The organism is Gloeomargarita sp. SKYB120, from assembly GCA_025062155.1.
Classification (GTDB): Bacteria; Cyanobacteriota; Cyanobacteriia; order Gloeomargaritales; family Gloeomargaritaceae; genus Gloeomargarita.
Genome location: JANXAM010000046.1, coordinates 1 through 12219, shown reverse-complemented (window position 1 = coordinate 12219; position 12219 = coordinate 1). Strand labels below are relative to the sequence as shown.

The following is a 12219-nucleotide window of genomic DNA, read 5'->3' as shown; positions in this document are numbered from 1 at the left end:
CGTACTCCCCAGGCGGGCGACTTAACGCGTTAGCTACGACACGGCTCGGGTCAATACGAGCCACGTCTAGTCGCCATCGTTTACGGCTAGGACTACTGGGGTATCTAATCCCATTCGCTCCCCTAGCTTTCGTCCCTCAGCGTCAGTGATGGCCCAGTCACGCGCTTTCGCCACTGGTGTTCTTCCCGATATCTACGCATTTCACCGCTACACCGGGAATTCCCGTGACCCCTACCTCACTCGAGTCTGACAGTTTCCAGGGCGGTTCCGGAGTTAGGCTCCGGGCTTTAACCCCAGACTTGTCAAACCGCCTACGGACGCTTTACGCCCAGTAATTCCGGATAACGCTTGCCTCCTCTGTCTTACCGCGGCTGCTGGCACAGAGTTAGCCGAGGCTTATTCCTCAGGTACCGTCAGCATTCGTCCCTGAGAAAAGGGGTTTACAACCCACAGGCCTTCATCCCCCACGCGGCGTTGCTCCGTCAGGCTTTCGCCCATTGCGGAAAATTCCCCACTGCTGCCTCCCGTAGGAGTCTGGGCCGTGTCTCAGTCCCAGTGTGGCCGGCCGTCCTCTCAAACCGGCTACCGATCGTCGCCTTGGTAGGCCATTACCCTACCAACTAGCTAATCGGACGCGAGCCCATCCCCAGGCGGCCCAAAGGACCTTTCACCTCTCGGCATATGGGGTATTAGCAGCCGTTTCCAGCTGTTATCCCCCTCCTAGGGGCAGGTTCTCACGCGTTACTCACCCGTCCGCCACTAGGTGCCCCGAAGGACACCCCGTTCGACTTGCATGTGTTAGGCACGCCGCCAGCGTTCATCCTGAGCCAGGATCAAACTCTCCATGGTGACTCAGTCCGGAATGCAATGCTTTTTGACGAGGCCTAAGCCCGTTTGCGGCTGGCTTTCAAACCTTATTGACTTGTCCAGGTACTGCCGCTCCCTATCGAGCGCTTTTTCAATCTAGCAAGTTTGTTTGGGGGTTGTCAACTCCCTGGGGGATGACTTCGACCCACTGGTCATGAACGTCCACGACGACGACGGTTTGGCCCCATGGCACAGGGGTGCGGCTGCGAGCGGGATATTCGACTTGTTGCCCTTTGAGACTCAGGCGGACTTTGCCGGGTTGCTCAGGGTCGATCGGTAGTTCCACGGTGCCGGTGCAGCCAATCAGGTCGTCGGGCGTAATCAGGCTGTTGGGGGTGTGGCGACGTAACCGCCGGATCAGCAGGGTCAGTAGCCAGCCGGTGTTCAAACCAATGACCAAAGCGCTAATGAAGGTGGTCCAAAAACTCCGACCGCTCCAGGTCAGAATGAGACCGGTCAAGCCAAACATGCCGCCGCCAAAGACCCAAAACCGCAGGCTGAAAAAAGGAATGTCGCTCCAGGTGAAATCGGGTTCGCCGTCGGCGTCCATATCGAATTCACCCTGCCACAGGCTCAGCAGCATGAGGGCGCCGCCAACAATGGCGAAGAACAAATAGACAGAGAGCATGGGCACTACGGTGGGGTCTTAGAACTGGGGGATAAACAGGATGGGTTCGAGGGCCGCCGCGCTGCTAGAGGGCAAGGGAGTGGCGTTGACCAGATGCTCGGCGCCGTCTAGGATTTCGATGGTCTGAATTTCGTCGCCAGGGCGAATTTTCTCTAACACGTCTTGCCCGTCAATGAGGTAGCCAAAAACGGCGTAACGGCCATCCAGAAGGTTGAGGCCGGGGGGAGTGAGTTCGTTTTCAAACCGGAGGAAGAAAAACTGGGACGAGGCGCTGTTGGGGTCAAATTCGTTGCGGGCCATCGCCAGGGTGCCGTAGGCGGCAAAGGGCAATACGGGTTTATCTAAATAACGACCGGCGGCTTCAAGGGTGGTGCCATAAAGGGGAGCGGGGTCGCCTTCGACGCGAATTTCTAGAGGGATGCGACGGACGGTACCGGTGCGGGGGTCTACGTAACCGTCGGCTTCGCCAGGGGGGTCGCCGGCTTGCACCACAAAGGATTCTTCGGCGCGGGTGAAGGGTAAATGGTCATAGAAGTGTTGCTGGACCAAATCCAGAAAATTGCCAGCGGTAATCGGGGCGTTGTACCCGTCTAGAACCACGACTAGATCGCCTTTGTTGGTGACTATCTTGACGGTGGCGCGCCCCAGCAGTTGGGGGAGATGCTGATATTCGGGGGGAATTTCAAAGGGGAACGCCTTGACCATGAGGGCTTCAACGGCACCCACGTGGTCGAGCAAGTCCGCTTGGGCATTGGTGATGGCGGTGCGACTGCGTTGACCGATGATTTCGCTCAGTTCGTCGAGGTCGTGGGCCAAGTGGTCGAGCAGGGCTTGAGCTGGGGCCTGGTTCTCCGGCGCAACTTGGGCCAGGATGTCCTGGCGATGCTCCGCTAGCACTCGCTGGGCCGTTTTCACATCACTGGCAATAGCCCGCCACCGCTTGGCTTTGAGCTGGTCGTGGATGTCTTCCAAGCTGCTTTCGATCTGGCGGATGTAAGGGTCGTTCACCGGTAGGGCGTGCCGGAGAATGGCTCTGGGGTCGGTGACGGGATTGCGGGAGACCAGTAACCCACCAGCGGCATGCACAGGGACTTGGGGGAGCCACAGCAGGGCAACTGCAATGGCACTGACCAACCACCGGAGCAAGGGCGCAAATTGCATGGGATGTGTCACCACTGCCCTTTTCCTAATAAACAGCGTTCTCCACTTGGCATTTTCCCATAGGACAGCAAACTGGCTCAATGGTGTCGAGCAGCTGTGCTATGGTGAAAGGCGTGGGTCGAGCGACCAAATGGTTGGCTGTTGGCAAAAAGTATTGATCGCTGGTGTGAGCGCCGGAGTTCTGGGGCTGTCAACGGCTGTGAAGGCTGAACCAGCCCCTTTACCGGTGGTGCCATCGGCGGCGCTGGCGGTGGGGATGCAGGTGCCCTGGTCGCGTCCGGTGCTGGTGAAAGACCCGTTTGAGGGGGAATCGCTGGGGGTGTTTGACCGGCACGAGTTTAGTCGTGGGGAAATCCCCAGGGTGACGGTGTTGAGCCTGTGGCAACCCCAGCGAGTGCGGTTTTTGGTGGGGTATGGCACCCAATGCAGCCGTCCCTACGTTGGTTATTTGTTCGTGTATTTCCCGGTTGGCGGGCTGAGTTGTAGTCAGATTGATACCAGCCGCAGGATTGACAGGGTGCAGATGAAAATTGGGGAGCAGCCCGTGACATTGACTCAGGGAGAAAATAATACCTTTGCCGTTCCTAAAGAGGTGGCTAGGGTATTGGGGCAAGCGCCGGAAAGCAAAGTTTTAATTCGGTTGGTGACGACCAGCGGGGAATTGATTGATAGTGAAATTGGTGTGAATACGGTGCGGGCGTGGCAACAGATTTACAGCGCGGTGTCGCCATGAGTGACCACCCCATTGCCAAGTTGATGGCCAATATCACGTCGGTTTTCCTAGGCAAACCGCAGGTTGTGGAACGGGTGCTAACGGCGGTGATTGCCGGGGGTCACGTGCTGATTGAAGATGTGCCGGGGGTGGGAAAAACGACGCTCACTCAGGCAATGGCTCGCAGTATTGGGGGCAAATTTCAACGGATTCAATTCACCAGCGATTTATTGCCCGCAGACATCTTGGGAGTGACCATTTTTGACCGGAACCAATCGCGGTTTGAGTTTCGTCCAGGGCCGATTTTTGCCAATGTGATCCTGGCGGACGAAATTAACCGCACATCGCCCCGCACCCAAAGCGCCCTGCTGGAAGCCATGGCGGAACAACGGGTGTCGCTGGATGACCAAACCTATGAATTGCCGAAACCGTTTATTGTTCTCGCCACCCAAAACCCCATCGAATACCACGGGACGTACCCGCTGCCGGAAAGCCAGTTGGACCGGTTTTTGATGCGGTTATCCATTGGCTATCCCGACCGGGACATCGAGAAAAAGTTGCTGATGAACCGGCAACAGGGGGAACCGGTGGATAGTCTGGGCACAGTTTTATCTTTAGAAGAATTACTCGCCCTGCAGGCGCAGGTGGACCAGGTGCGGTTGGAAGAATCGCTGGTGGATTACATCTTGCAGGTGGTGACAGCGACGCGCACAACGCCACTGCTGCGGGCGGGGGTTTCGACGCGGGGAGCGCTGGCGTGGGTACGGGCGGCCAAGGCGCGGGCGCTGGTCCAAGGTCGCCACTACTGTGTGCCGGATGATGTGACGGAGCTGATGATCCCAGTACTGGCTCACCGGTTGTCTCTGGGAAGCGTGGGTCAGGATATTCAAACCCATCGCCAGGAGTCAGAAGCCATCCTGCGGGATTTGGCGGCGGAGATTCCAGTGCCAGTTTAGGCTGACCCGTCTAACAGCTTCTGGCGCAACAACTGCCGGGCTTGCTCGAGGGCCTTGGGGAGTCCCTTGGGGTCTTTGCCGCCAGCTTGGGCCAGATTGGGTCGTCCACCGCCCCCGCCGCCACAGGTTTTGGCCAGTTCGCCTACCACTTTGCCGGCCTGTAATCCCAACTTGACCACTTCGGGGCTAAAGGCGGCCACCAGAGTAACTTTATCCGGCGCGGGAACGGCACCTAGAACCACCGCCCCTGACCCTAACTTTTGCAGCAATTCCTGCGCCGCATTTTTCAAGGCTTCCCCGTCCACTTGCCCCAGTTGACCGACCAGCAAGCGATAGCCATTGATGGTTTCTGCTTCCTGGAGCAATTGCAGGGCTTGGGCGCGGGCCAGTTGGGTGTGCAGTTGCTCAATCTGTTTGGCTTGGGCCTTGACTTCCTGTTGCAAGTCCCGCACGCGGTCGGGGATGTCTTCGGGTTTGGCCTTGAACAGGTCGGTGAGTTCCTTGACCACCCGCTCCTGCCGGTTGAGATAGTCCAGCAGCGCCAGGCCCGCCACCGCTTCAATCCGGCGAATACCGCTGGCAATCCCCGTTTCCGCGATGATCTTGAACAAGCCAATCTCCTGGGTGTTGCGCACGTGGGTGCCGCCGCATAACTCCATCGAGACGCCGGGGATGTCAATTACGCGCACCGGGTCGCTGTACTTTTCGCCGAACATGGCGATGGCGCCCCGCGCTTTGGCTTCCGCCAGGGGAAGAATCAACACGTGGGCGGGATGGGCTTCGGCAATCCATTGATTGATCTGCCATTCAATCTCCTGGAGCTGGGCCGGCGTCAGGGCGCGGGCGTAGTTGAAATCAAAGCGCAACCGGTCTGGGGTCACCAGCGAACCGGCCTGGGCAATGTGGGGGTCAATCCGCTTTTGTAAAGCCGCTTGCAGCAGGTGCGTGGCGGTGTGGTGGGCTTGGGTGCGGTAGCGCTGCCAGCGGTCCACCTGGGCCTGGACCTCCATGCCAACCGTTAGTTCCCCCTGTTCCACCTGGCCGTAATGCACCCACAGGTCGGCTTTTTTCTGGACATCGGTGACGCGGAACCACATCTGCCCGTCGGGACTGACCAGATAGCCGGTATCCCCAACTTGGCCACCCCCTTCAGCGTAAAACGGGGTTTCCTGGAGCACCACCAGCACTTGCCCGGCGCTGGCATCGCACCGGCTGACCCGCTCACCCCCCTGCACAATTGCCTGCACGGTGGTGACGCCGCTGATGTTCAAGTAGCCGGTGAATACGGTAGCTCCCAGTTCGGCGGCCAGTTCTGCCCATTGCTGGTCGGCCAGGACATCCACCAGGGTTTGCCCTTCCCGAGACAACGCGCGGTGCTGGGCCATTTCCTGCTCGTAACCAGCCAGGTCCACCGTCAAGCCGTACTCGGCTGCCATTTCAGCAGTGAGTTCGACGGGGAACCCATAGGTCGCTGCTAGATCAAACGCTACTTTGCCACTGATGACGGCTGGTTTTTGAGCAATCACATCCAACAGCAGTTGCTCGCCCACGTCTAACGTCTTCAAGAACTGGCGTTCTTCCCGGTCTAGTTCGGCTTGGATGACGCTTTGGCGCTCGCGCAGGTGGGGATAGGCCGTCGCCGCCAGGTCAATCGCCGTTTGGGCCAGCTCTGCCGTAAAGGGTCGCCGCAACCCCAGCAGTCGCCCGTGTCGCACCAGCCGCCGAATCAACCGCCGCAGGACATACCCCCGTCGTACATTGCTGGGCACTACTCCGTCGGCAATCAGATGCACGACTGCCCGGATATGGTCAGCGATGATGCGGAGGGACAACTTCTGCTTGGAGTCGGCTTTAGGATACGCCAGGTTGAGCCAGTCCGCCGTTTGTTCAATCAGGGGAAACAGTAAATCGGTCTCAAAGTTGCTCGGCACGTCTTGCAGGATGCGGGCCAAGCGCTCCAAACCCATACCAGTGTCGATGTTTTTGGCTGCTAAGGGGATAAGCTGGCCTTCCGCATCCCGGTTGAATTCCATGAATACCAGGTTGTAAATCTCCACAAACCGGTCGTCATCAGTTAAATCCACCGGCCCTTTTTGCGGCGCAAAGTCATAGTAAATTTCCGAACACGGCCCACAGGGACCCGTCGGCCCCGCCGCCCAAAAATTGTCGTCCGCCCCCAGTTTTTGAATCCGTTCAGCCGGTAGCCCAGCAATGTCCTGCCAGAGGGTTGCCGTTTCCGGGTCGCCTTCGTAAACGCTCACCGCCAGGCGCTCCGGGGGCAAGCCAAACGCCTGCGTCACCAGCTCCCACGCCCAGGCAATTGCTTCCTTTTTGAAGTAATCCCCAAAGCTGAAGTTGCCCAGCATCTCAAAGAACGTGTGGTGCCGGGGCGTGCGTCCCACATTGTCAATATCATTGGTGCGTAAACAACGTTGTGCCGTGGTCACCCGGGGAGCGGGCGCTGGTTGCTGCCCCAAAAACACTGGCTTGAAAGGCAACATCCCCGCAATGGTGAGCAAAACCGTCGGGTCGCTGGGGATCAACGACGCACTCGGCAATACCTGATGCTGCCGCTGGGCGTAGAAATCCAGAAATCGCTGGCGAATAACGTCACCCGTCCAGGGCATGGGCGGTTCCACAACAGATAAGTACTTCAATTCTAAGCATTTTCCGCCACTGCTCTCATTGCTGCGTCCCTTCAGGGTCTGAGTACGGATGCCCCACAACGTTGCGCTGCTTGAGCCAAACGCTCGTCTTGGGTTGCTAATGGCAGTTCCAGACGCACGGCCAGGTCGAGATAGGTGGCATCGTAGACAGAAAGGTCTTGCTCTCGGGCTAGGCACACCACTTCCCCCCACAGCCGGTCTCTAGCTTCCGCTACCGTCTGGATCGGCAGGGCCTTGAGCAAGGTTAGAAACCGCACTGTGTCGGCGACTCGGAATCATCTCCTACGCTTTTCAACAAGGGGCCAGATAGTCGGAACAAACGCCTGGCCAGTTGTCAGTGCGTCTAGGACAGCTTCCGTGTAGGCACTGGTTTCGTCTTCAAAGGCCCACGCCAAGGCCACTGAAGCATCTAGGACAAATCCGCGTTCCCGCTTAGCCTTCATGGCGCCCCTGGGCAATGATCTCCCGCAAGCTCAGCGGACCCAGGCGTTTGCCTTGCCGAAACTGCCGGATGGTCTCCACCACTTCTTGAGCTGTGCCCACACCGTCCGGCTGGGATGCCACAGGCATCAAGACCGCAACTGGCACACCATGACGTGTAATGACTACGTGTTCCCCTTTAATCACTCGGTCCAACAGCTCTGACAAGCAAGTCTTGGCTTCGTAAGCCCCTACTTGCATCATCCCCATTTAAGGCTGGTCGCCTACCAGTCTAGCCTACTCATTGCCCATGTCCGGTTGCGGCTGGGGGCAGGCATTTGGCAGCTATAGCTAAGCACAGAATGTTTGACATGAGTGACGGCTGAAATCCCTGAGCTGCCAACCCTAATTCCTGTCTGTCTGAGACAAACTGACTGTTTTTAGCTATAGAGAACCGAACTACAGAACTTCGCCCTGCAACCCAGAGAAGCCAAAGCGATATCCGTTCAACTTATCAGAGCATTTAACTTTTCTTAACCATCTAGCCCCCATCTCCGTTACAATGGTTAACATCTGGCGACTAGGTATTTATTCCTAATGAACACGCAAATTCCTTGGTTGACGCTGGCAGTGCTAGTTCCGATGGGAGCGGCACTGCTTTTTCCGTTTTTACCGGGCAAATCGGCGCGGGTGGCGCGTTGGGTTGCCCTGAGTGTGGCACTGTTGGATTTCGCGATCTTGGTGACGGGTCTGTGGCTGGGCTATGACCCGCAGGTAACGGGTTATCAACTGGTGGAGCAGTGGGCCTGGTGGCCGCAGATGGGTTGGCAGTGGTCGCTAGCAGTAGATGGATTGTCCCTGCCGTTGCTAGTGCTCGGGGCGCTAGTGACAACGTTAGCCATTGCGGCGGCCTGGCGGGTGCAACACCGGCCCCGGTTGTTTTACGCCCTGATGCTGCTGTTGTACGGAGCGCAGTTGGGGGTGTTTGCGGCGAAAGATGTGCTCCTGTTTTTCCTGATGTGGGAGCTGGAGCTGGTGCCGGTTTACCTGCTGATTGCCATCTGGGGGGGACCGCAGCGGCAATACGCGGCGACGAAATTTATTCTCTATACAGCGCTGGGGTCGGTTTTGATCCTGGTGGGGGGACTGGCGCTCGCCAATGCGGCTGGCTCCTGGGATATGGGGGTGCTGGCGCAATACCCTTGGCCCCTAGGGTTGAGTATTGCCGTCTATCTGATGTTCTTTGTGGCCTTTGGGGTGAAGTTGCCGGTGTTTCCGTTGCACACCTGGTTGCCCTTCGCCCATAGTGAAGCGTCGGCTCCGGTTTCGATGGTGCTGGCGGGTGTCCTACTCAAGCTAGGGGGCTACGGCCTGCTGCGGTTGAATGTGCAGATACTTCCAGCAGCGCACCAGGTGCTAGCGCCTATGCTGGTGGTGCTGGGGATCATCAATATCCTGTACGGAGCGTTGACGGCCTACAGCCAAGACCACCTGAAGAAACGGCTGGCCTACTCTTCGATTTCCCATATGGGGTTTGTGCTAGTGGGACTAGGGGCGTTTAACGCCTGGGGTCTACAGGGGGCACTGCTGCAAATGGTCTCCCACGGGTTCATCGCAGCAGCCTTGTTTTTCCTGGCGGGCATCACCTACGAGCGCACCCACACGCTGGCGATGGCGGAATTGGGGGGATTGGCGTCAGCAGCGCCGCGGGTGTTTGCCCTGTTTACGACCGCCAGCTTTGCTTCCTTGGCCTTGCCCGGCATGAGCGGGTTTATCAGTGAGTTGTCGGTGTTCCTAGGCCTGGCGGATAGTCTGTACAATGTCCTGTTCAAGGCCTTGGTGCTGGGTTTGACGGCAGTTGGTGTGATTCTCACCCCCATCTACCTGCTGGATGCCTTGCGGCGGGTGTTCTACGGAACGACAGGCGCTGCAGCCTGGTCAGGGGGAGACGCCAACCCGCGCGAGTTGTTCATTGCCCTGAGCTTGCTGGCGCCGGTGCTGCTGGTGGGTCTCTATCCCCGGTCCGTTAGTGACTGGTTTAACGCAGCAACGACACAGCTGGCCCAGTTGGGAGCCAGGCCCCTAATGGTGCAACGTGTCGTGACAGTGGATGTGCCCACACCCTTACTCTCGACGATGCACCCGTAGCACGTTGGCCTGGTCCACTGGCAACAGGGTCAGTTCCTGGATATTGACATGGGGGGGACGGGTCAGGCAAAAGGCGACTGTTTCGGCCACATCCCGACCGGTCAAGGGAGTTAGGCCCTGATACACGCGCTTGGCCCGCTCCCTGTCCCCGTGAAATCGCACTTCGGAAAATTCCGTTTCCACGAGCCCTGGATTGATGGTGGTCACGCGCACGGGCGTCCCGAGCAGGTCATGTTTCAGGGCATCCCCGAGCATCCGCACTGCGGCTTTGGTGGCGCAATAGACGTTGCCCCCTGGATAGGCGTCAATCCCGGCAATGGAAGCGATGTTCACCACATGCCCCCGTCCCCGCGCCACCATCCCCGGTAGCACCAGGCGCGTCATATACAGCAGGCCCTTGAGATTCGTGTCAATCATTTCCTCCCAATCGTCCACTGCTCCTGCGTACAGCGGCTCCAGCCCCCGGCTCAAGCCAGCGTTGTTGATGAGTACGTCAATCGCCTGCCAGGCTGGGGGAAGCTGCGCAAACCATTCCTGCACAGCCTGCCAGTCCCGTACATCCAGTTGACTCACCCAGCAGGGGGTACCATACTGCGCTTGTAGTTCTTGGGCGAGGGTCTCTAAGCGTTCCCGACGGCGGGCTACGAGAATAAGCCGTACTCCCAAAGGCGCCAACACCCGCGCACATTCCAGCCCAATCCCACTGCTGGCGCCTGTGATGAGTCCTGTTTGTCCTGCAAGGTCCATCGTCTGAGGTTGGGAGCGCTTTCCCCCTACCCGATTCTAACGTTGCCGGCGATACGGTTCACTCTGCACAGCGCCGCTAGCGATTCTATCTATACTTAACTTTGGAACAAACTCTGCTCGGCAAATCGCGATGGTTTCAGACCCCCAGCAACGCGCCGCACTTGGCATTCCCCCTTTGCCTCTCGATGCAGCGCAGACGGCGGCGCTGTGTGAACGCTTGCAATCGCCCGATGCCACACCCGCCGACAAATACCAGTTGCAGGAACGGGTGCCGCCAGGGGTGGACCCCGCCGCCTATGTCAAAGCCAGCTTTTTAGGGGAGTTAGCCCACAAGCGCCTGACTAGCCCTTTGATTACGCCGGTGGAAGCGGTACAGATGCTGGGGCAAATGCTCGGTGGCTACAACGTGTCGGTGTTGATTGAACTCTTACAAAGTACTGACGAAGCTATTGCTCAGGCTGCCCAGGATGCCCTGTCGCACATTACGTTGGTTTATGACGCTTTCAACGATGTGTGGGAGCTGGCGGAGCGGGGGAATCCCTACGCGCGGGGCGTGATTGACGCTTGGGCGAATGCCACCTGGTTCACTTGCAAGCCGCCGGTGCCGGAGTGCTTGACCCTGACGGTGTTTAAGGTGCCGGGGGAAATCAACACCGATGATTTATCGCCAGCAGTGCATGCCACTACCCGCCCCGACATCCCCCTGCACGCCCTGACGATGCTGGAGACCCGCTATCCGGGGGCCATTGCTGAGATTCAGCAGTTGAAACAGCAGGGCTATCCGGTGGCCTTTGTGGGCGATGTGGTCGGCACGGGGTCGTCCCGCAAATCAGCGATCAACTCGTTGCTGTGGCATATCGGCGAAGACATCCCAGGTGTGCCTAACAAGCGCCGGGGCGGGGTGATTTTGGGGGGAATCATTGCGCCGATTTTCTTTAACACGGCGGAAGATGCGGGCGCTTTGCCGATTGAGTGCGACGTGACGGCGCTGCAAACGGGCATGGTGATCCGGCTGTATCCCTACCGGGGAGAAATCCAGGACGAACAGGGGCGGGTGTTGACGCGCTTTACTCTTAAACCCGAAACCTTGCTAGACGAAGTGCGGGCGGGGGGCCGGATTGCTTTGTTGATTGGCCGGGGCTTGACGGATAAAACCCGCAGCCGTCTGGGGTTGCCCCCTCATCCGGGATTTGTGCGACCCAAACCACCAGCGGATACAGGCAAAGGCTTTACGCTGGCGCAAAAAATTGTGGGCCGGGCCTGTGGGGTGCCGGGGGTGCGTCCGGGAACTGCTTGCGAGCCAGTGATGACGACGGTGGGTTCCCAGGACACAACGGGGCCGATGACGCGAGACGAGTTGAAGGAACTGGCCTGTCTAGGCTTTAGTGCCGACTTGGTGTTGCAGAGTTTTTGTCACACGGCAGCCTATCCCAAACCAGCCGACATCCAAGTGCAGCGGGAATTGCCCGACTTTTTTGCATCGCGGGGCGGAGTGGTGCTGAAACCAGGCGACGGGATTATCCATTCCTGGTTGAACCGGATGTTGTTGCCAGATACGGTGGGGACAGGCGGCGACTCCCATACCCGTTTCCCGTTAGGGATTTCCTTTCCGGCGGGGTCGGGGCTGGTGGCGTTTGCGGCGGCAATTGGTTCCATGCCCCTGAACATGCCGGAGTCGGTGCGGGTGCGATTTACGGGCCGGTTGCAACCGGGGGTGACGCTGCGGGATGTGGTGCATGCGATTCCCTATGTGGCGTTGCAGCGGGGGTTGCTGACCCTGGACAAGGAAAACAAGAAAAATATCTTCGCCGGGCGAATTATGGAAATGGAAGGCTTGCCGGATTTGAAGGTGGAACAAGCCTTTGAGTTAACCGATGCCACGGCGGAACGGTCCTGCGCTGGTTGCACCATTCA

Annotated in this window: 10 protein-coding genes and 1 rRNA gene; 4 read left to right on the top strand and 7 right to left on the bottom strand. The window is 58.5% G+C overall.

What is annotated here, in order from left to right:
• The 3 genes from NZ705_11695 to NZ705_11685 form a co-directional block, all read right to left on the bottom strand.
• Positions 1-849: ribosomal RNA gene (locus NZ705_11695) — 16S ribosomal RNA — on the bottom strand; the annotation flags it as partial.
• 109 nt (positions 850-958) lie between these two features.
• Entirely contained in the window at positions 959-1495 is a 537-nt protein-coding gene (locus tag NZ705_11690; GenBank protein MCS7293607.1) for a hypothetical protein, read from the bottom strand.
• An 18-nt stretch (positions 1496-1513) separates the two neighbouring features.
• Positions 1514-2656 carry a peptidylprolyl isomerase gene (locus NZ705_11685; GenBank protein ID MCS7293606.1) on the bottom strand — a complete coding sequence of 381 codons (1143 nt, stop codon included), beginning with the start codon at positions 2654-2656 and terminating at the stop codon, positions 1514-1516.
• Positions 2657-2786: 130 nt separating this feature from the next.
• Between NZ705_11685 and NZ705_11680 the strand changes: the two genes are divergently transcribed.
• Both NZ705_11680 and NZ705_11675 read left to right on the top strand, forming a co-directional pair.
• Positions 2787-3389 (top strand): hypothetical protein, encoded by a 603-nt coding sequence (locus NZ705_11680; protein ID MCS7293605.1) that lies wholly within the window; start codon positions 2787-2789, stop codon positions 3387-3389.
• Positions 3386-4324, top strand: a complete 939-nt coding sequence (locus NZ705_11675) for a MoxR family ATPase (GenBank protein ID MCS7293604.1) — start codon at positions 3386-3388, stop codon at positions 4322-4324. The genes NZ705_11680 and NZ705_11675 overlap by 4 nt, the downstream gene beginning before the upstream one ends.
• Here the strand turns inward: NZ705_11675 and alaS are convergent.
• The 3 genes from alaS to NZ705_11660 all read right to left on the bottom strand — a co-directional run bounded on the left by alaS (position 4321) and on the right by NZ705_11660 (position 7671).
• Complete coding sequence (gene alaS, locus NZ705_11670) at positions 4321-6951, bottom strand: alanine--tRNA ligase (protein ID MCS7293603.1); 2631 nt, start codon at positions 6949-6951, stop codon at positions 4321-4323. The two genes, NZ705_11675 and alaS, sit on opposite strands and share 4 nt — an antisense overlap.
• 71 nt (positions 6952-7022) lie before the next feature.
• On the bottom strand, positions 7023-7247 hold the full coding sequence (locus NZ705_11665; GenBank protein ID MCS7293602.1) for a type II toxin-antitoxin system VapC family toxin: 225 nt from the start codon (positions 7245-7247) through the stop codon (positions 7023-7025).
• 175 nt (positions 7248-7422) lie between these two features.
• Positions 7423-7671, bottom strand: a complete 249-nt coding sequence (locus NZ705_11660) for a type II toxin-antitoxin system prevent-host-death family antitoxin (GenBank protein MCS7293601.1) — start codon at positions 7669-7671, stop codon at positions 7423-7425.
• A gap of 336 nt (positions 7672-8007) precedes the next feature.
• Here NZ705_11660 and NZ705_11655 point away from each other — a divergent pair, with 336 nt between their 5' ends.
• Positions 8008-9558, top strand: coding sequence for an NAD(P)H-quinone oxidoreductase subunit 4 (locus tag NZ705_11655; GenBank protein ID MCS7293600.1), 1551 nt, complete (start codon positions 8008-8010; stop codon positions 9556-9558).
• On the opposite strand, the gene NZ705_11650 is transcribed toward NZ705_11655, so the two are convergent.
• On the bottom strand, positions 9535-10305 hold the full coding sequence (locus NZ705_11650; protein MCS7293599.1) for an SDR family NAD(P)-dependent oxidoreductase: 771 nt from the start codon (positions 10303-10305) through the stop codon (positions 9535-9537). The genes NZ705_11655 and NZ705_11650 overlap by 24 nt on opposite strands.
• A gap of 130 nt (positions 10306-10435) precedes the next feature.
• Between NZ705_11650 and NZ705_11645 the strand changes: the two genes are divergently transcribed.
• Positions 10436-12219: bifunctional aconitate hydratase 2/2-methylisocitrate dehydratase (locus NZ705_11645; protein ID MCS7293598.1), on the top strand; the 1784-nt coding region annotated here is incomplete at its 3' end.